The sequence below is a fragment of the Streptomyces sp. NPDC056580 genome (assembly GCF_042793175.1).
Taxonomy (GTDB): Bacteria; Actinomycetota; Actinomycetes; order Streptomycetales; family Streptomycetaceae; genus Streptomyces.
In genome coordinates this window covers 147,066-165,791 of the sequence record NZ_JBHTVE010000003.1, presented here as the reverse complement: position 1 = coordinate 165,791, position 18,726 = coordinate 147,066, and the positions used below count along the sequence as shown (strand labels likewise).

Genomic DNA, 18,726 nt, shown 5'->3' with positions numbered 1-18,726 from the left:
CCTGCACTACCCGACAGCGGTGCCGGGGAGGATCCGGTTCACCGCCTGAGTCCTGGAGAAGGCGAGGACTTGAGCATGGGATCCACTGCGCACCACGGTGGCGAGGGCGTCGGCCGTCGCGATCTGATCAAGCGTTCCGCTGCGCTCGGCCTGGTGGCCGCCCCCGGAATGGGCCTGCTGTCCGCCTGCGCGAGCAGCGGCGGCGACGGACAGGACAAAGCGAAGGCGGGCAAGAAGACCGCGAAGAACCCGCTCGGCGTCAACGACGGCGCGAAGATGGAGTTCGTCCTCTTCGACGGCGGCTTCGGCAAGGAGTACGCCCAGGACGCGGTGAAGATCTACCAGAAGGACTTCCCCAAGGCCACGGTGAAGTTCTCCGCCACCCAGAAGATCCAGTCCACCCTGCAGCCCCGCTTCAACCAGGGCAACCCGCCGGACCTCATCGACAACTCCGGCGCCGAGCAGATGGACATGGGCGTGCTCGTCGGCAAGAACCAGCTCGCGGACCTCACCCCGCTGCTGGACGCGCCGTCTTACGACGACCCGGGCAAGAAGGTCCGCGACACGCTGCGCCCGGGCATCGTGGAGATGGGCCAGTTCGACGGCGACAAGGTCTGGATCCTGTACTACGCCTACACGGTCTACGGCGTCTGGTACTCCCAGAAGGCCCTGGACTCGCTGGACGAGAAGTACCCGGAGACCTGGGACGAGATGCTCAAGGTCTGCGAGAAGGCGAAGAAGAAGGGCATGGCGGGCTGGACGTACGCGGGCAAGTACCCGTACTACCTGCCCTTCTCGCTGTACCCGATGATCGGCAAGGTCGGCGGCCGCGAGGTGCTGGACGCCATCGACAACCTGGAGCCGAACGCCTGGAAGCACCCGGCCGTCAAGGCCTGCTTCGAGGCCTACTACGAGCTCTACAAGAAGGGCTACGTCCTCAAGGGCACCCCGGGCCTGGACCACATCCAGTCGCAGACGGCGTGGGCCAAGGGCAAGGCGCTGTTCATCCCGAACGGCTCCTGGGTGGAGAACGAGTCGGCCAACGTCATCCCGGCCGACTTCAACCTCGCCGTCTCCGCGCCCACCGGTCTCGACGGCTCCGACAAGATGCCCTTCGGCACCATCTGGGCGTCCGGCGGCGAGCCCTTCGTGGTGCCGGCCAAGGCGGCGAACTCCGAGGGGGGCATGGAGCAGCTGCGCATCATGCTCTCCGAGGCCTCCTCGAAGAACTTCACCTCCAAGGTGAAGTCGCTGACCGCCTTCAACGGCGGCACCGACGGCATCTCCCTCACCCCCGGCCTGAAGTCCGGCGTGGCGGCGCTGGACAAGGCCGGAGCCAACGTGGTGAATCCGCGTCTGCAGGACTGGTACGTGCAGCTGCAGAAGGAGAAGATCGGTGTGGCCGGGCTCGGCGAGATGATGGCCGGCCGCCTCACGCCGGCGGAGGCCATCAAGAAGATCCAGGGCTTCGCCGACGAGGCCGCGAAGGACACGTCGATCAAGCACTACAAGCACCAGTAGGCCCGAAGTGAGGGTTCGTCACCAGCGGCAGCACCTGACCGGAGATCGGGGTCGGCAGTAATGCAGCACGGCAAGTACCGGTTCATCGTGGGGTTCCTCGCGGTACCCCTCGGGCTCTACGCGCTTTTCGTCGTATGGCCCTTCATCCAGTCCATCTACTATTCGTTCACGGACTGGACCGGACTGAGTCCCGAATTCAAGATGGTCGGCTTCGACAACTACCGGAGGATGTTCGACGACGACATCTTCTGGAAGTCGTTGCAGCACAGCCTGCTCTTCGCGCTGGTCCTGCCGCTGGTGACGATCGGCCTGGCGCTGTTCTTCGCCTTCATGATCAATGTGGGCGGACGGCGCCGGCGGGGCGGCCCGGTGATTTCCGGAGTCCGCGGCTCCGGGTTCTACAAGATCGTCTACTTCTTCCCGCAGGTGCTGTCGATCGCGATCGTCGCGCTGCTTTTCGCCTTCGCCTACAACCCGGACAGCGGCGCCATCAACTCGTTCCTGCGCGGAATCGGTCTCGACAGCGTCCAGCCCCTGTGGCTGGGTGATCCGAACCTCGCCCTGTGGTGCGTGATGGCCGTGCTGGTGTGGTCCACGGTCGGCTTCTTCGTGGTGCTGTTCTCGGCCGGCATGGCGTCGATCCCGGCCGAGATGTACGAGGCGGCCCTGCTCGACGGGGCGAGCCGCTTCACCACGTTCTTCCGCATCACCCTGCCGCTGCTGTGGGACACCGTGCAGTCCGGCTGGGTCTACATGGGCATCCTCGCGCTCGGCGCCGAGTCCTTCGCGGTCGTCCAGATCATGACGACCGGGCCCGGCGGCCCCGACTACTCGACCACCGTGATGGTCCTGTACGTGTACCAGAAGGCGTTCCGGGACGGTCAGGCCGCCTACGCCACCACCATCGGCGTCGCCCTCCTCGTGGTCACGCTCGCCTTCGCGGCGATCGTGATGCGGCTGGGCCGTCGCGAGCGGCTGGAGTACTGAAGCGATGAAGACGACCGAGACCCCCGCACCGCTGCCGGCCGAGTCCGGCGCGACCGTGTCGAAGGTCGACGTGGCGCCGGCGCGGCCGGCCGTGCAGAAGAAGGAGGGCTCCGTCCTCAACGTCTTCTCCCACGGCATGCTGGTCCTGTGGGCGATCATGGTGGTCCTGCCGCTGCTGTGGGCGGTGATGACGTCCTTCAAGGACGACGCCTCCATCTTCGGCTCGCCCTGGTCGCTGCCGGACCGGCTGCACTTCGACAACTGGTCGAGGGCCTGGACCCAGGCCAACATGAGCGACTACTTCCTGAACACGGTCCTGGTGGTCGGCGGTTCACTCATCGGCACCCTGGTGCTCGGCTCCATGGCGGCCTACGTCCTGGCCCGCTTCGACTTCCCCGGCAACCGCTTCATCTACTTCCTGTTCATCGGCGGCATGAGCTTCCCGATCATGCTGGCGCTGGTCCCGCTGTTCTACGTGGTGAACAACATGGGCCTGCTGAACACCATCCACGGCCTGATCCTGGTCTACATCGCGTACTCGCTGCCGTTCACGGTGTTCTTCCTGACGGCGTTCTTCCGCACCCTGCCCACCTCGGTGGCCGAAGCGGCCTTCGTGGACGGCGCCTCGCACACGCGTACGTTCTTCCAGATCATGCTGCCGATGGCCAAGCCGGGTCTGATCAGCGTCGGCATCTTCAACTTCCTCGGCCAGTGGAACCAGTACATGCTGCCCACGGTCCTCAACACCGACCCCGACAAGCGCGTCCTCACCCAGGGCCTGGTGCAGCTCGCGGTCAGCCAGGGGTACAAGGGCGACTGGTCCGGTCTCTTCGCCGGCCTGGTGATGGCCATGCTGCCGGTCCTGGCGGCGTACATCGTCTTCCAGCGCCAGGTGGTGGCGGGGCTCACGGCGGGCGCCCTGAAGTAGCGGCAGGTCCGCGCACGGGCCCGGACCTCCCGCGGGGGAGGCCCGGGCCCGTCCGTCTGCCCGCCGCCCCCGGACCTCCGCCTCACCCGTCCGGCCCAGCCGCGGCGGACCTCCCGCGCCCCTGGGCCGGCGCGCGCTCTTCGCACTCGCGATTCGCACCTCCGTCCCGCGGACCGGCGCCGCAGCGGGTCACGGCCGGGTAACGGGGCCGGTCCGCCGGATTCCGCGGCTGAACGCTCGCGGGGAAGCCGGCGGCGACCCGCCGCGCCGTCGCCCGCCCCTCCCGCAACACCCGCCGCGGCCCCCGTCCGCCCTGCTCGCGGGTGGCCTGTACATGTCGTCGGGGTGTCCTCGGCGCGACCAGGGAAGCGAGAGCGATTTCCGTCAAGGACTTGACTGCGGTAACCCGTACAGCCGAGCTTGGAGTTCATAACTTGTAAGTGGCCCGGTTCCGCAGATGTGACCTGGGCCACGGGCGGCACTGGGGCCGCCCGGCCGATGGCGGGAGTGGATGGGTCGATGGAGACTCCGGGGTCGCAGTCGTCGCTGCACCGAGCCAACCTGGAACGAGTCGTGCGGGCAGTGCGGCTTGCCGGGTCGCTCACGCAGGCGGAGATCGCACGGACGACCGGCCTGTCCGCCGCGACGGTCTCCAACATCGTGCGGGAGCTGAAGGACGGCGGAACCGTCGAGGTCACGCCCACGTCGGCGGGCGGGCGGCGGGCCCGCAGCGTCTCGCTGAGCGGGGACGCCGGCATCGTGATCGGCGTGGACTTCGGGCACACCCACCTGCGCGTCGCGATCGGGAACCTCGCGCACCAGGTGCTGGCCGAGGAGTCCGAGCCGCTGGACGTGGACGCCTCCTCCGCACAGGGCTTCGACCGGGCCGAGGAGCTGGTCAACCGGCTGATCGCGGCCACCGGCGTGGACCGGACCAAGGTGGCCGGCGTGGGGCTCGGCGTGCCCGGTCCGATCGACGTGGAGTCGGGGACCCTGGGGTCCACCGCGATCCTGCCGGGCTGGACCGGCACCAAGCCCGCCGAGGAGCTGCGCGAGCGGCTCGGCGTGCCCGTGCACGTGGACAACGACGCCAACCTCGGCGCGCTCGGCGAGCTGGTCTGGGGCAGCGGCAAGGGCGTCCGCGACCTGGCGTACATCAAGGTCGCCAGCGGTGTGGGCGCCGGTCTCGTGATCAACGGGAAGATCTACCGCGGCCCGGGCGGCACGGCTGGCGAAATCGGACATATTACACTCGATGAATCCGGCCCGGTCTGCCGATGCGGAAACCGCGGCTGCCTGGAGACGTTCACGGCCGCGCGTTACGTGCTTCCGCTGCTCCAGCCCAGCCACGGCGCCGACCTGACCTTGGAAGGCGTCGTACGGCTGGCCAGGGACGGAGACCCGGGCTGTCGTCGGGTGATCGCCGACGTCGGCCGCCACATCGGCAGTGGAGTGGCCAACCTCTGCAATCTGCTGAACCCGAGCCGGGTGGTCCTCGGTGGTGATCTCGCCGAGGCCGGAGAGCTCGTCCTCGGGCCCATCAGGGAGTCCGTCGGCCGCTACGCGATCCCCAGCGCGGCGCGCCAACTGTCCGTTCTTCCCGGGGCACTTGGGGGCCGTGCGGAGGTGCTCGGAGCGCTCGCCCTCGCGCTCAGCGAGATGGGCGATTCGACCCTTCTGGACGGATCTGCCGCGGGCACGCTCGCGGCGGCCACTCCTGCCTTCACTTAGAGAACGGATGGCACCGTTGCCATCTCGTTAAGGATTTACTTCTTGACGTCGCACGCGTGGCCGAGTTGACTTCCAGCCACCTCGGCCGCAACGACGCGGCCTCGTCAGGGAGGTTTACAGAGTGAACACGCGTATGCGTCGTGCCGCCGTTGCCGTTGCCGCTGGTGCGATGGCCGTCTCGCTGGCCGCCTGTGGCAGTGCCAAGGAGTCCAAGGGAGGCGACAGCTCTTCGGCGTCCTCCGCCAAGAAGGGCGACAACATCAAGGTCGGTCTCCTGCTTCCGGAGAACAAGACCGCCCGCTACGAGAAGTTCGACAAGCCCCTGATCACGAAGAAGATCCAGGAGCTGACGAACAACAAGGCGGAGATCCAGTACAACAACGCCCGCCAGGACGCGAACCTGCAGGCCCAGCAGGTCGACACCATGATCACCAACAAGGTGGACGTGCTGATCCTGGACGCGGTGGACGCCAAGGCGATCCAGAACTCGGTCCAGAAGGCCAAGGACGCCGGCATCAAGGTCGTCGCGTACGACCGTCTCGCCGAGGGCCCGATCAGCGCCTACACCTCGTTCGACAACGAGGAGGTCGGCAAGACCCAGGGCGAGGCCCTGCTGAAGGCGCTGGGCAGCAAGGCCACCAAGTCCTCCAAGATCGTCATGGTCAACGGCTCGGTCACCGACCCGAACGCCGCCCAGTTCAAGAAGGGCGCGCACTCCGTCCTCGACGGCAAGGTCACCATCGCCAAGGAGTACGACACCAAGGAGTGGTCGCCGGACAACGCCAACTCCGAGATGGAGGCGGCGATCTCCGCGGTCGGCAAGGGCAAGATCGCGGGTGTCTACTCGGCGAACGACGGCATGGCCGGCGGTATCATCACCGCGCTGAAGGCCGCGGGCGTCTCCGTCCCGGTCACCGGCCAGGACGCCGAGCTGGCCGGTGTGCAGCGCATCGTCTCCGGTGAGCAGTACATGAGCGTCTACAAGCCGTACGCCCCCGAGGCCGAGGCCGCCGCCGAGATGGCCGTCGCCCTCGCCAAGGGCGAGAGCCTGGACTCCGTCGCCAAGGACAAGGTCTCCTCCGGCTCCGCCAAGGACGTCCCCTCGGTGCTGGTCCCGGTCACCGCGCTGACCAAGGACAACATCAACGACACCGTCATCAAGGACGGCGTCTACACCGTCGCCGACATCTGCACGGGCAAGTACAAGTCCGCCTGCGACAAGCTCGGCCTGAAGTAAGCGGCACCACCTCCCGCCCCACGTACCGGCGTTCGGTCGAGAACGCCGGTACCGGGCCGGACCGGGTGCTCCCAGGCTCCTCCGGCGCCCCGCGCATTCACACAGCCCCGCAAGCTCGGCGCGGGGCGCCGGACGGAACTCAGGGCCTGATCTTCGGATCAGGCCCTGCCCCCCAACTTTTCTGCACAACCTCCCGCCGGGTCAGGCGGCGAAGGAGATGGTTCACGTGTCCGCTACGCCCGTGCTGGCGTTGCGCGGGGTCTCCAAGCGGTTCGGTGCCGTTCAGGCGCTCACCGACGTAGAGCTTGAGGTCCACGCCGGTGAGGTGGTCGCCCTGGTGGGCGACAACGGCGCCGGAAAGTCCACGCTGGTCAAGACGATCGCCGGCGTGCACCCCATCGACGAGGGCGCCATCGAGTGGGACGGCAAGCCCGTGTCGATCAGCCGGCCGCACGACGCCCAGGCCCTGGGCATCGCGACGGTCTACCAGGACCTCGCGCTGTGCGACAACATCGACGTCGTCGGCAACCTCTTCCTCGGCCGTGAGCTGAAGAAGTTCGGCGTCCTGGACGAGGTCGAGATGGAGCGCCGCGCCCGCGAGCTGCTCACCACGCTGTCGATCCGCATCCCCAGCGTCCGTATCCCGATCGCCTCGCTCTCCGGCGGTCAGCGCCAGACCGTGGCCATCGCCCGTTCGATGCTCGGCGACCCCAAGCTGGTCATCCTCGACGAGCCCACCGCCGCCCTCGGCGTCGAGCAGACCGCCCAGGTCCTCGACCTCGTGGAGCGCCTGCGCGAGCGCGGTCACGCCGTCATCCTCATCAGCCACAACATGGCGGACGTGAAGGCGGTGGCGGACAAGGTCGCCGTACTGCGCCTCGGCCGCAACAACGGCGTCTTCGAGGTCAAGACGACCTCGCAGGAGGAGATCATCTCCGCCATCACCGGCGCCACCGACAACGCCGTGACCCGCCGTGCGGCGCGCACGAACGGGGAGGTTTCCAAGTGAGCGTCGACAAGACCTCCGTGAACGTCGACAAGACGCCCGAGCCCGACGGGGACACGCCCGTCGTGAACCCCGAGGCGGCCACCGCCGCGGTCACCGCGGTCGACCCCCGGCTGCTGGTGCGCGAGCAGGGCCTGCTCGGCTACTGGAGCGAGTTCAAGCGGAAGATGAAGGCCGGCGAACTGGGTTCCCTCCCGGTGGTCCTGGGCCTCGCGATCATCTGCATCATCTTCCAGGTCCTGAACTCCGAGTTCCTCTCCGCGCAGAACATCAGCAACATCACGGTCACGATGGTCGGCACGGGCATGATCTCCGTCGGCATCGTCTTCGTGCTCCTGCTCGGCGAGATCGACCTGTCGGTCGGCTCGGTCAGCGGCGCGGCGAGCGCCCTCGCGGCCGTCCTCACGGTCAACCAGGGCTGGCCCGAGTGGGTGGCCGTACTGGTCGCCATCGCGGCCGGCGCCCTCATCGGCGCGCTGCACGGCTTCTTCTTCGCGGTGCTCGGCGCCCCCGCCTTCGCCGTGACCCTGGCCGGTCTGCTGTTCTGGCTCGGCTTCATGCTGAAGGTGCTGGGCGAGGACGGCACGATCAACCTCGACAGCGAAGGCCTGATCGGCAAGCTGACCACGTACACCTTCACCGACCTGGCCGCCGCCTACGGCCTGGCCCTCGTCGTGGTCGTGCTGTTCTTCGTCAGCTCCTTCCTCGGCAACCGGCGCCGCGAGGCCGCGGGCGTCCCGTCCCGGCCGCTCAGCGACACGGTCCTGCGCACCGTCCTGCTGGCCGTGGTCTCCTTCGCCGCGGCGTACATGTACAACCAGTACAAGGGACTGCCGCTGGCCACGGTGATCTTCCTCGCATTCCTGGTCGGCACCGACTTCCTGCTGCGCCGCACCTCCTACGGCCGCAAGATCTTCGCGCTCGGCGGCAGCGTCGAGGCCTCCCGGCGCGCGGGCATCAACGTCACCGCGGTGCGCATCTCCGTGTTCGGCATCTCCGGCGGGTTCGCCGCCATCGGCGGTCTGTTCCTGGCCTCCAAGATCGCCTCCGCCAACCAGAGTGCCGGCACCGGCGATCTGCTGATGAACGCCATCGCGGCGGCCGTCATCGGCGGTACCTCGCTCTTCGGCGGCCGCGGCCGCACCTGGAACGCCCTGCTGGGTGTGCTGGTGATCGTGTCCATCCAGTACGGTCTCCAGCTCGAGTCCATCGCCGAGCCGGTGAAGTACATGATCACCGCGGCGGTGCTGCTGACCACCGTGGTCATCGACTCCGTCACCCGCAAGACGCAGAAGACCGCGGGCCGCGCGTAGCGTCCTGGCTCGAACCAGTGCCCGGCACCCGGAAGGTGCCGGGCACTGTCGTGTCCCGCAAACCCGGAACATTAGACTCGACAGGCCCGGCAACAGCTCGATCAGCTCTACTGCAAGGAGGCACGGGTGCCGCTGCTGACCCGCATCAGGGGACCGCGCGATCTGGACCGGCTCAGCCTGGAGGAGCTGGACCGGCTGGCAGAGGAGATCCGGACCTTCCTCGTGGACGCCGTCTCCAAGACCGGCGGCCACCTCGGCCCCAACCTGGGCGTGGTCGAGCTCACCATCGCCCTGCACCGCGTCTTCCACAGCCCCGAGGACAAGGTGCTGTGGGACACCGGACACCAGTCCTACGTGCACAAGCTGCTCACCGGCCGGCAGGACTTCTCCCGGCTGAAGATGAAGGGCGGCCTGTCCGGCTACCCCTCGCAGGCCGAGTCCGAGCACGACGTCATCGAGAACAGCCACGCCTCCACGGTGCTCGGCTGGGCGGACGGCATCGCCAAGGCCAACCAGCTCAAGCAGCGGGACAGCCGCGTCGTCGCCGTCATCGGTGACGGGGCGCTGACCGGCGGCATGGCCTGGGAGGCGCTGAACAACATCGCCGAGGCCAAGGACCGTCCGCTGGTCATCGTCGTCAACGACAACGAGCGTTCCTACGCGCCGACCATCGGCGGCCTCGCCAACCACCTGGCGACCCTGCGCACGACCGACGGCTACGAGCGCTTCCTGACCCGGACCAAGGAGATCCTCGACCGCACCCCGGTCGTCGGCAAGCCGCTGTACGAGACCCTGCACGGCGCCAAGAAGGGGCTGAAGGACTTCATCGCCCCGCAGGGCATGTTCGAGGACCTGGGCCTGAAGTACGTCGGCCCGATCGACGGCCACGACATCGAGGCCCTGGAGTCGGCGCTGGCCCGGGCCAAGCGGTTCGGCGGGCCCGTCATCGTGCACTGCCTGACCGAGAAGGGCCGCGGCTACCAGCCCGCGCTGCAGGACGAGGCCGACCGGTTCCACGCGGTCGGCAAGATCCACCCCGACACCGGTCTGCCGATCGCCAGCTCCGGCGCCGACTGGACCTCCGTCTTCGGCGACGAGATGGTCAAGCTGGGCGAGGAGCGCGAGGACGTCGTCGCCATCACCGCGGCCATGCTCCACCCGGTCGGACTCGACCGGTTCGCCAAGCGCTTCCCCGACCGGGTCTACGACGTCGGCATCGCCGAGCAGCACGGCGCCGTGTCGGCGGCCGGCCTGGCGCACGCCGGCGTCCACCCGGTCTTCGCCGTCTACGCCACCTTCCTCAACCGCGCCTTCGACCAGGTCCTGATGGACGTGGCCCTGCACAAGTGCGGGGTGACCTTCGTGCTGGACCGGGCCGGCGTCACCGGCACCGACGGCGCCTCCCACAACGGCATGTGGGACATGTCGATCCTCCAGGTCGTGCCCGGCCTGCGGCTGGCCGCCCCGCGCGACGCCGACCAGGTACGGGCGCAGCTCCGCGAGGCGGTCGCCGTCGAGGACGCGCCGACCGTGGTCCGCTTCTCCAAGGGCGCCGTCGGCCCCGCCGTACCGGCCGTGGGCCGGGTCGGCGGCATGGACGTGCTGCGCGAGCCCGGCACCGACCGCCCCGACGTGCTGCTGGTCTCGGTGGGCGCCCTCGCGCCGATGTGCCTGGAGATCGCCGGCCTGCTGGAGCGGCAGGGCATCTCCACCACCGTGGTCGACCCGCGCTGGGTCAAGCCGGTCGACGAGGCCATGGCCCCGCTCGCCGAGCGGCACCGGGTCGTCGTCACCGTCGAGGACAACAGCCGGGTCGGCGGTGTCGGCTCCGCGGTCGCCCAGGCCCTGCGCGACGCCGGGGTGGACGTGCCGCTGCGCGACTTCGGCATCCCGCCGCGCTTCCTCGACCACGCCTCCCGGGCCGAGGTCATGGCCGAGATCGGGCTGACCGCGCCCGACATCGCCCGCCAGGTGACCGGTCTGGTCTCCAAGCTGGACGGCAGGTTCGACCGTACGGCGGCGGAGGTCGACTCCGTCGAGCCCGCGCGCGACTAGGACGAAGCAGTTCCCGGGCCGGTCCCGCCCCTCTCCCGGTGGCGGAACCGGCCCTTTTGCGTGAACCTGCCTGTGCCGGGCATACGAAACCCCGGCCCTCTCGATCATGTCGAGGACGACAAGCGTGGGAGGTAGGCACGTGAGCAGCGCGCTCTTCAGGACGAAGAACGTCGAACAGTCCATCCGGGACACCGAGGAACCCGAGCATTCGCTCAAGAAGTCCCTCTCCGCCCTCGACCTGACCGTCTTCGGTGTGGGTGTCATCATCGGCACCGGCATCTTCGTCCTCACCGGACAGGTGGCCAAGAACAACGCGGGCCCGGCGGTGTCCCTGGCCTTCGTCGTGGCCGGCGTGGTCTGCGCGCTCGCCGCCCTCTGCTACGCCGAGTTCGCCTCCACCGTCCCCGTGGCGGGCTCCGCGTACACCTTCTCGTACGCCTCCCTCGGTGAACTGCCCGCCTGGATCATCGGCTGGGACCTCGTCCTGGAGTTCGCCCTCGGCACGGCGGTGGTGGCCGTCGGCTGGTCGGGCTACATCCGCTCACTGCTCGACAACGCGGGCTGGCACCTGCCGGACTACCTCGCCGGCCGGGACGGGGCCCACGGGTTCGGCTTCGACATCCTCGCCGCCGCGCTCGTCCTGGTGCTCACCGGCATCCTCGTGCTCGGCATGAAGCTGTCCGCGCGCATCACCTCGATCGTGGTCGCCATCAAGGTGGCCGTCGTCCTCATCGTGATCATCGCCGGCGCCTTCTTCGTCCACGGCCAGAACTACAAGCCGTTCGTCCCGCCCGCCCAGCCCGTGCCGGCGGGCGGCAGTCTCAAGGCCCCGCTCATCCAGCTCATGATCGGCTGGGCGCCCGCCGACTTCGGCGTGATGGGCATCTTCACCGCCGCCTCGGTGGTGTTCTTCGCGTTCATCGGCTTCGACATCGTCGCCACGGCCGCCGAGGAGACCCGCAACCCGCAGCGGGACATGCCGCGCGGCATCCTCGGCTCGCTGGTCATCTGCACCGTGCTCTACGTCGCGGTGTCCGTCGTCGTCACCGGCATGCAGAAGTACACCCGCCTGTCGGTCGAGGCCCCGCTCGCCGACGCCTTCAAGGCCGTCGGGCACCCCTGGTACGCGGGCGTGATCAGCTTCGGCGCCGCCGTCGGCCTGACGACGGTGTGCATGATCCTGCTGCTGGGCCAGACCCGGGTGTTCTTCGCGATGAGCCGCGACGGGCTGCTGCCGCGCTTCTTCTCCCGCGTCCACCCGCGCTTCAGGACCCCGCACCGGCCGACCATCCTGCTCGGCGTGATCATCGCGGTCGTGGCCGGGTTCACCAGCCTGAGCGAGCTGGCCGAACTGGTCAACATCGGCACGCTGTTCGCGTTCGTCGTCGTCGCGATCAGCGTGATCATCCTGCGCAAGACGCGCCCGGACCTGCCCCGGGCGTTCCGCACCCCCTGGGTGCCGGTGGTCCCCATCGTGTCCGTGTGCGCCACGCTGTGGCTGATGCTCAACCTGCCCGCCGAGACCTGGCTCCGCTTCGCCATCTGGATGGTGATCGGCATCGCGGTCTACCTCCTCTACGGCCGCAGGCACAGCATGCTCGCCCTGCGCGAGAAGGCCCCGGCGGGCGAGGTGCCCGGACCGCCGCCCGGCACCCGGAGCTAGGGCCTGCCGTGAAAGCGGCCTCGTCGTCCGAAGGGCGGCCGCTTTCACGGCAGGCCCCAGGGCCCCTCAGGCGCCGACGGCTCCCCGTTGCCCCGTATGTTCCGCTTCGCCGCAACTGCGGGGCCGTATAGCGTGCTGTCCGTGCTGTCCACGCTCGCCGCCCCGCCCCTCCCCGCACGGCCCCCGCTCTCCCGGACGGCGTACTGGATACGGCTGCTGCCCGCCCTGGCCGCGCTGGCCTGCGTCACCCGGGTGCCGTCCTTCGTCCGCCCGCTGTGGAATCCCGACGAGGGCTATCTCGCCGTCCAGGCGGGCCTGCTCGCGCACGGCGGCCGGCTGTACGAGACGGTCGTGGACCGCAAGCCGCCCCTGGTGCCCTGGCTGTACGAGGCCGCCTTCGCGGTCTGCGGCTCCGGTTCGCTCACCCCGCTGCGGGTACTGGCGGTCGCCGCCCAACTGCTCACCGCGGCCCTGCTGGCCTCCGTGGCCCGCCGCCGCTGGGGCGACACCGCCGGGCGCACCGCCGGGGTGCTGTACCTGCTGGTGTCGGTCGGGCTCAACCCCGAGGACGCGCAGGCGGCCACCTTCGAGGTGTTCATACTGCCCGGCACCGCGGCCGCCGTGTGGTGTGCGGACCGCGGCCGCTGGGGCGCGGCCGGAACCGCCGTCGCCTGCGCCTTCCTCGCCAAGCAGACCGGCGGCGCGGTACTGCTGCCGGTCCTCTGGCTGCTGCGCCGGCGGGCCGGGGCGCGGACGGGGCCGGACGCCTCGGTGCGGGCGGGCGCCGTGCGGCTCGTGTCCGGGTTCGCGGCGCCCGTCCTGGGCGCCGCCCTGGTCACCGACCCCGCCGGGTTCCTGTTCTGGACGGTCACCGGAAGCGCCTCCTACGCCTCCCTCGCCGGCTCCGGACCGCACGTCCTCGGCCGGGCGCTGGCCAACACCGTGATCCTGGCCGTGGCCTGCGCGGGCCTGGTCCCGCCCGTCCTGCGGGTGCTGCGCGCCACCCGGGCCACGGCGGCCGACCTGTGGGTATGGCTGGCCTCATCGGCCGCCGCCGTCGTCCTCGGCTTCCACTTCTTCGGGCACTACTACCTGCAACTCCTGCCGCCCGCAGCGCTGCTGGCCACCGCGGCGCTGCGGCTCCTGCCCCGAGCACGCCTGACGTCCGCCGTACTCACCTCGGCCTGCTGCTGCGCCCTGTTCCTCGCCTGGGGCCTGTTCGCCCCGCGCCCCGAACTCGCCCACGCCCAGCGCCTCGCGACCGCCCTCGCGCAGCGCACCGCGCCGGCCGACCGGGTCCTGGTGTGGGGCATGCACCCCGAGACGTACTGGCTGGCGGACCGCACACCGGCGAGCCGCTACCTCACCGCCGGCCTGCTCACCAACTACAGCGGCGGCCGCGACGGCCCCCGGGTCGGCGAGCGGTACGCGGTGGCGGGCGCCTGGCCCGTCTTCCGTGCGGAGATGGCCGCGCGGGCCCCGGCCCTGGTGGTCGACGACTCACGGGGCAAGCCGTACCGACCCGACCGCCTCCCCAGCCTGCGCCGGCTGCTGACCGGGCGCTACGAGGAGGTGGGCCGGGTCGACGGGGCGGTGTTCTACGCCCCGATCCCGCACGGGTGACGGCGGGCCGCCGCGAGAGGGGCCGCGTCGACCCCGCCCTGCTATGCTCGCGGCAGATATTTGAACACGTTCAAATCTGGGGGAACCACATGTCTGCGCCCACCACGCCGGACCCCGGCGGCACACCCGCCGTCGCCCTCGGCCCCACCGCCCTCGTCCTCGGCGTCGTCGCCGCCCCGGGCGTCTGGCCCGGCCTGATGTTCACCGTGATGCCGTGGTCGTGGCTGACCGGCGGCCTCGCCGTCGCCTTCGGCCTGGCGGGCGTCCGTTACGCCCGCCGGGGCATCGGCCGGATGTGGCCGGCCGTGACCGGGACGGTCCTCGGCGCCCTCGGCCTGGGCGGCTTCTTCTTCCTGCTGGCGGCGCTCTCGGTCTGACGGCGTTCCGGTTCCGCGTCCCAGGCGCAGCCCCGGCCGAGCGCCGTGCGAGGGCCGGCGGAGTCCCGATCCGGACCGGTATCCGTCACCGTGGTGCGGCGCGCCGGGCAGACGTTCGCAACGGCCCGGCGGCCTGGCGGCCTGGCGGCCCGGCGGCCCAGCGGCCCGGCGGCACATCGCCGCGCAGGCCCGGCCGCGCAGCGACGCTTCAGGGCTCAGCCGAGCACCGCGCGCGGACCCGTCACCTCCGCGCCCAACTCGGTCACCCGGCGCCGCAGTTCACGGTCGGCCGTGACCACGAGGCGGCGCCGGCCGGCGTACCGCGCGGTCAGTTCCACGATCAGGTCGTCCCCGCTGCCTGGCGCCGGCTCCACCCGTACCCCCGGCACGGACTCCACCCCGCGCGCAGCGCCCTCGACCACGAGCACGATCTCCACCGCGCCGTCATGCCCGGGCAGCCCCTCGGCGGCCAGCCGGTCGCGCAGCCGCCCGGCGGCGCCCCGGCGGTCCCGCCACCAGCCGTCCGGCCGCGACCCGACGACGTTCGCGCCGTCGACGATCAGCAGCAGGGGGGTGGCCGGGGCCGGGGAGCCGAGGGGATCCGTCATGCTCCAAGGATCCCACGTCCTCGACGGCGTGCTAAGGGCTGTCCCGTAATCCCCGGTGGATCGGCGCGCGGCGTCAGATGCGGTGCATCGCAAGGCGGAGGGTCGTCCTCATACTGGGCGTATTCGGGCGATCCGACAACGCGGCGAGGCGCCGTAGCTGTCGTCGCGTGCCCGCCGGGGATTACGGGACAGCCCTTAGGTGTGGCGAGGTCAGGAGGAGGAGCCGCCGCCCGTGGCGGGGGACTTCTTCGCGGACTCCGGGATCGTGCTGTCGCTGCGGATCGCCTTCCACAGCCGCGACGCCTGCGGCTCGGCGGCCACCACGCGGTTGGGGTCGACCTTGTCGTACCGCACCGGCAGCATGATCGTCTCCATGGAGGAGGGGTCGACGCCGTTGAGGCTGCGTCCGAAGTCCGCCAGCTTGGTCAGCGAGGCGAGGTCGGAGTCGGTGGTGAGGGCGGCCGTGAGCTTGTCCGCGATCTTGTAGGTCTTGGTGGGGCTGCCCAGCAGGTCCTGCTTCTTTATCTCGCTCAGCAGGGCGAGCATGAACTGCTGCTGCAGACCGATGCGGCCGAGGTCGCTGCCGTCGCCGATGCCGTGCCGGGTGCGCACGAACTGGAGCGACTGGGTGCCGTTCAGCCGGTGGGTGCCGGCGGTCAGGTCGAGGCCGCTGGACTTGTCGTGGATGTCCTGGTCGACGGTGACGGTGACTCCGCCGATCGCGTCCACGAGCCCCTTGAAGCCGGCGAAGTCGATCTCCACGTAGTGGTCCATGCGGACCCCGGAGATCTGCTCGACGGTCTTGACCACGCAGGCCGGACCGACCTGCGAGTAGATGGAGTTGAACATCACGCGCTTCGCGGACGCGACCGTGGAGCCGTCCGACTTGGCGCACTCGGGCCGGGTCACCAGGGTGTCGCGGGGGATGCTGACGGCGACGGCCCTGGTGCGGCCCTCGGGTATGTGCATCACCATCGCGGTGTCGGAGCGGGCCCCCGAGACGTCGCCCGTGCCCAGCGCGGCGTTGGCGCCGGCGCGTGAGTCGGAGCCCAGGATCAGGATGTTCTGACCGGACGTGGGCAGCTTCTCGGGCCGGTCGTCGCCGATCGCCCTGTCGATGTCGACGCCCTTGATGTTGCCGTCGAGGTCGCTGTAGAGCCAGTAGGCTGTGCCGGCGGCGGCCACGACGAGCACGGCCAGGCCGATGAGGATCTTCCGGCCTATGCGGCGCCCCCCGGCGCGCTCACGCTTCCTGCCGCGGCGGGACTGCGTTTCGGAGTCGCTGCTCTGGGGCGTCGAGACGTGGCTCATCCTGCTTCGAATCCTCGTTGGTCGTGCCCTGGTGGGGCGTTGTTGTGGCTTGAGGACTCGGGTGGGGGGAGCCGGTCCCAGTGCTGCTGTCTGATCGGAACCGCATGCGGGTGGACGATCGCCCGATCATGCACAACCCGTGGAGTATTTGTAAACAGCAGCCAAAGAAATAATATGCGCCTCATGACTTGGCTGATTACGGGTGGTGCTGGTTTCATCGGCGCCCATGTCGTCCGTTCGATGCTCGCCGTCGGCGAGCGCGTCGCGGTCTACGACGACTTCTCGACGGGCGACCCCGCCCGAGTTCCTGGCGGTGTCACCGTCGTAAAGGGCTCGGTTCTGGATGGCGCGCTTCTGCGGGCGACCCTCTCCGACCTCGGGGTCGACGGTGTGGTTCACCTAGCGGCCAAGAAGCAGGTGGGGGAGTCGGTCGAGCGGCCGCTCTACTACTACCGCGAGAACGTGCAAGGGCTGCACACCTTGCTCGAAGCTGCCGCCGACACTGGCGTCCGGCACTTTCTGTTCTCCTCGTCCGCTGCCGTGTACGGCATGCCTGATGTCGACCTGGTGACAGAGGACACACCCTGCGCCCCGGTCAACCCTTACGGCGAGACCAAGTTGGCGGGGGAGTGGCTCGTGCGTGCCGCCGGCAGGGCGCACGGGATGACGACTGCGTGCTTGCGGTACTTCAACGTGGCGGGCGCGGCAAACGAGGACCTTGCGGACACCGGTGTCTTCAACCTAGTGCCGATGGTCTTCGAGAAGATGACCCAGGGCAGCGCACCGGTGATCTTCGGTGACGACTACGACACTCCGGACGGTACGTGCGTACGGGACTTTATCCACGTCGAGGACATCGCCTCGGCTCATCTCGCCGCTGCGCGTGCGCTGCCGGGGCGGAAGCCCGGCAGTGACCTTACGGTCAACATCGGTCGCGGCGAAGGCGTCTCAGTTCGCGAGATGATCACGCTGATCGGTGAGGTGACCGGTTACGGCTCTGCGGCCGCTCCGGTGTCCGCGCCGCGCCGCATCGGTGACCCGGCGAGGGTCGTCGCCTCAGCCGACCGCATCCGTGCTGAGCTCGGCTGGACGGCCCGCCATAGCCCCCACGCGATGGTGGAGTCCGCCTGGGCGGGTTGGTGCGCGCGAAGGCCGTCCGCACGGTGGGCGGTGGAGGCTACGGAGTGATGACAAGATCCAGATCCGCAGTAAGCGGGCGGGCGAGGTCGACGACCGCTACGCCCCTTGGCCCTGCACAGCCGATCGCCACTGAGGCGGTCCTTGACGGACGGTGGCTGTTGCTAGGCAAGGACATGCGCCTGACCGCTTACACGAGGACAAGGGGCGGCTTGTTGCGATGGACGGAAACCCGTCCAGGAGGTCCGGACTGGCAGGGACCGGAGTTCATCCCCGCGCCGGGTGTCGACGACATCTCCGTCGCTCAGGGAGCCAACAGGTACGTGCACTTCTTCGGCCGACGCGCTGGGGGAAAGGGTCGCAGCCAAGCGCTGGAGATCGTGCACGCGATCCAGTACCAGACGGGCCGCCCGCTCACCGAGTGGACAAGCGTCGGAAACCCATACAAAGAACCTGAGAAGGCGGCATTCGTCGGTGCGCCGGTCGGAGCCGTGAGCACTTCTGGGACGGTTCACGTATTCGTGCGCAATGCGGGCGGTGGTGTGACGATGAGGCGTGAGGGGGAGCGTGGTGGTTGGCTTCCCTGGCGCGACATCCGCGGCAACAAGGCCCAAGACGGGCTCGCGGCCGTAGCGCTCGGCTCAGGCCGGATCGAGTTGCTCGTTCCCGGGGACGGGCCGGCCATGCACTGGTGCCAGACGCAATGCGACGGTGACATGGAGAGAAGGCCGAACATTCACATCGCGCCGGCACCGAACAGCGCCATCGCTGTGGAAACCGGGCCGGATCGGGTCACGTTCTACTGGACAGATCTGGTCACCGGATCGGTCCACGCGCACAGGCCTGGGAGCTGGGTGATACCCATGGGCGCGAGTCCGGTAGCGGGGCGCCACGCGGCTCTGCGGGCCCTCATCGACGGCTACGACTGCACGGTGCTCGCTCACTGCGGCGCGGATGGGGAAGTGATGCTGGCCGCCTGTGTCACGGAGAACGAGCAAGCGGGTGTGTGGTGGTCTCCTACGGGAGAGAAGAGCGCTCACCAACCTGCACTGGCTCGTGATGCTCGAGGGCTACTGGTGCTGGCCGTCATCGGCTCGAGGGGTGAGTTGAGGATCGCGCGCCAACAGGTCGGCCAAGGGCTCGCCTTGGAGGCGGCGCGGACGGTCTGAGGGGATTCCGGTTCCTCCGAGCACTATGATAAGCGTCACAACAGTCGGCGCTATATGACC

General features: G+C 69.5%; 15 protein-coding genes. 13 read left to right on the top strand and 2 right to left on the bottom strand.

Translation table 11 applies throughout. The features are described from left to right. Positions 1–75 precede the first annotated feature (75 nt). The 11 genes from ngcE (at position 76) to ACFQ9Z_RS07390 (ending at position 14,441) form a co-directional block, all read left to right on the top strand. A complete protein-coding gene (ngcE, locus tag ACFQ9Z_RS07440; protein ID WP_143630744.1) occupies positions 76–1,521 on the top strand; it encodes an N-acetylglucosamine/diacetylchitobiose ABC transporter substrate-binding protein in 1,446 nt (481 codons plus the stop codon). Between the two features lie 60 nt (positions 1,522–1,581). Beyond that, positions 1,582–2,508 (top strand): carbohydrate ABC transporter permease, encoded by a 927-nt coding sequence (locus ACFQ9Z_RS07435; protein ID WP_383012251.1) that lies wholly within the window; start codon positions 1,582–1,584, stop codon positions 2,506–2,508. Between the two features lie 4 nt (positions 2,509–2,512). Beyond that, positions 2,513–3,436 carry a carbohydrate ABC transporter permease gene (locus tag ACFQ9Z_RS07430; RefSeq protein ID WP_383012248.1) on the top strand — a complete coding sequence of 308 codons (924 nt, stop codon included), beginning with the start codon at positions 2,513–2,515 and terminating at the stop codon, positions 3,434–3,436. A 519-nt stretch (positions 3,437–3,955) separates the two neighbouring features. Further along, entirely contained in the window at positions 3,956–5,167 is a 1,212-nt protein-coding gene (locus tag ACFQ9Z_RS07425) for an ROK family protein (RefSeq protein WP_383012245.1), read from the top strand. Between the two features lie 133 nt (positions 5,168–5,300). Next, complete coding sequence (locus ACFQ9Z_RS07420) at positions 5,301–6,404, top strand: substrate-binding domain-containing protein (protein WP_383013108.1); 1,104 nt, start codon at positions 5,301–5,303, stop codon at positions 6,402–6,404. A gap of 217 nt (positions 6,405–6,621) precedes the next feature. Next, entirely contained in the window at positions 6,622–7,413 is a 792-nt protein-coding gene (locus ACFQ9Z_RS07415) for an ATP-binding cassette domain-containing protein (protein WP_174266236.1), read from the top strand. Beyond that, positions 7,410–8,723, top strand: a complete 1,314-nt coding sequence (locus ACFQ9Z_RS07410; RefSeq protein WP_383012241.1) for a sugar ABC transporter permease — start codon at positions 7,410–7,412, stop codon at positions 8,721–8,723. The genes ACFQ9Z_RS07415 and ACFQ9Z_RS07410 overlap by 4 nt, the downstream gene beginning before the upstream one ends. Positions 8,724–8,849: 126 nt before the next feature. Beyond that, positions 8,850–10,778, top strand: a complete 1,929-nt coding sequence (gene dxs, locus ACFQ9Z_RS07405; protein ID WP_383012238.1) for a 1-deoxy-D-xylulose-5-phosphate synthase — start codon at positions 8,850–8,852, stop codon at positions 10,776–10,778. Between the two features lie 139 nt (positions 10,779–10,917). Next, on the top strand, positions 10,918–12,441 hold the full coding sequence (locus tag ACFQ9Z_RS07400) for an amino acid permease (RefSeq protein ID WP_383012235.1): 1,524 nt from the start codon (positions 10,918–10,920) through the stop codon (positions 12,439–12,441). 96 nt (positions 12,442–12,537) lie between these two features. After that, complete coding sequence (locus ACFQ9Z_RS07395; protein ID WP_383012232.1) at positions 12,538–14,064, top strand: glycosyltransferase family 39 protein; 1,527 nt, start codon at positions 12,538–12,540, stop codon at positions 14,062–14,064. Positions 14,065–14,153: 89 nt separating this feature from the next. Then, a complete protein-coding gene (locus ACFQ9Z_RS07390) occupies positions 14,154–14,441 on the top strand; it encodes a hypothetical protein (protein WP_383012229.1) in 288 nt (95 codons plus the stop codon). A gap of 215 nt (positions 14,442–14,656) precedes the next feature. Here ACFQ9Z_RS07390 and ACFQ9Z_RS07385 read toward each other — a convergent pair whose 3' ends face one another. Together ACFQ9Z_RS07385 and ACFQ9Z_RS07380 are read right to left on the bottom strand one after the other, a co-directional pair. Further along, complete coding sequence (locus ACFQ9Z_RS07385; RefSeq protein WP_383012226.1) at positions 14,657–15,049, bottom strand: NTP pyrophosphohydrolase; 393 nt, start codon at positions 15,047–15,049, stop codon at positions 14,657–14,659. A gap of 210 nt (positions 15,050–15,259) precedes the next feature. Next, on the bottom strand, positions 15,260–16,360 hold the full coding sequence (locus ACFQ9Z_RS07380) for an LCP family protein (protein WP_383012223.1): 1,101 nt from the start codon (positions 16,358–16,360) through the stop codon (positions 15,260–15,262). A gap of 183 nt (positions 16,361–16,543) precedes the next feature. Here ACFQ9Z_RS07380 and galE point away from each other — a divergent pair, with 183 nt between their 5' ends. Both galE and ACFQ9Z_RS07370 read left to right on the top strand, forming a co-directional pair. Next, positions 16,544–17,548, top strand: coding sequence for a UDP-glucose 4-epimerase GalE (gene galE / locus ACFQ9Z_RS07375; RefSeq protein ID WP_383012220.1), 1,005 nt, complete (start codon positions 16,544–16,546; stop codon positions 17,546–17,548). Positions 17,549–17,820: 272 nt separating this feature from the next. Then, positions 17,821–18,666, top strand: coding sequence for a hypothetical protein (locus ACFQ9Z_RS07370; RefSeq protein WP_383012217.1), 846 nt, complete (start codon positions 17,821–17,823; stop codon positions 18,664–18,666). Positions 18,667–18,726 lie beyond the last annotated feature (60 nt).

What these genes read in the sequence shown, in the direction of transcription:
- ACFQ9Z_RS07415 (WP_174266236.1), top strand. Translation starts at nt 6,622, where the DNA reads ATGGTTCACGTGTCCGCTACGCCCGTGCTGGCGTTGCGCGGGGTCTCC.
- ACFQ9Z_RS07420 (WP_383013108.1), top strand. Translation starts at nt 5,301, where the DNA reads ATGCGTCGTGCCGCCGTTGCCGTTGCCGCTGGTGCGATGGCCGTCTCG.
- ACFQ9Z_RS07390 (WP_383012229.1), top strand. Translation starts at nt 14,154, where the DNA reads ATGTCTGCGCCCACCACGCCGGACCCCGGCGGCACACCCGCCGTCGCC.
- ACFQ9Z_RS07435 (WP_383012251.1), top strand. Translation starts at nt 1,582, where the DNA reads ATGCAGCACGGCAAGTACCGGTTCATCGTGGGGTTCCTCGCGGTACCC.
- ACFQ9Z_RS07385 (WP_383012226.1), bottom strand. Translation starts at nt 15,049, where the DNA reads ATGACGGATCCCCTCGGCTCCCCGGCCCCGGCCACCCCCCTGCTGCTG.
- ACFQ9Z_RS07380 (WP_383012223.1), bottom strand. Translation starts at nt 16,360, where the DNA reads ATGAGCCACGTCTCGACGCCCCAGAGCAGCGACTCCGAAACGCAGTCC.
- galE (WP_383012220.1), top strand. Translation starts at nt 16,544, where the DNA reads ATGACTTGGCTGATTACGGGTGGTGCTGGTTTCATCGGCGCCCATGTC.
- ACFQ9Z_RS07425 (WP_383012245.1), top strand. Translation starts at nt 3,956, where the DNA reads ATGGAGACTCCGGGGTCGCAGTCGTCGCTGCACCGAGCCAACCTGGAA.
- ngcE (WP_143630744.1), top strand. Translation starts at nt 76, where the DNA reads ATGGGATCCACTGCGCACCACGGTGGCGAGGGCGTCGGCCGTCGCGAT.
- ACFQ9Z_RS07395 (WP_383012232.1), top strand. Translation starts at nt 12,538, where the DNA reads ATGTTCCGCTTCGCCGCAACTGCGGGGCCGTATAGCGTGCTGTCCGTG.
- ACFQ9Z_RS07430 (WP_383012248.1), top strand. Translation starts at nt 2,513, where the DNA reads ATGAAGACGACCGAGACCCCCGCACCGCTGCCGGCCGAGTCCGGCGCG.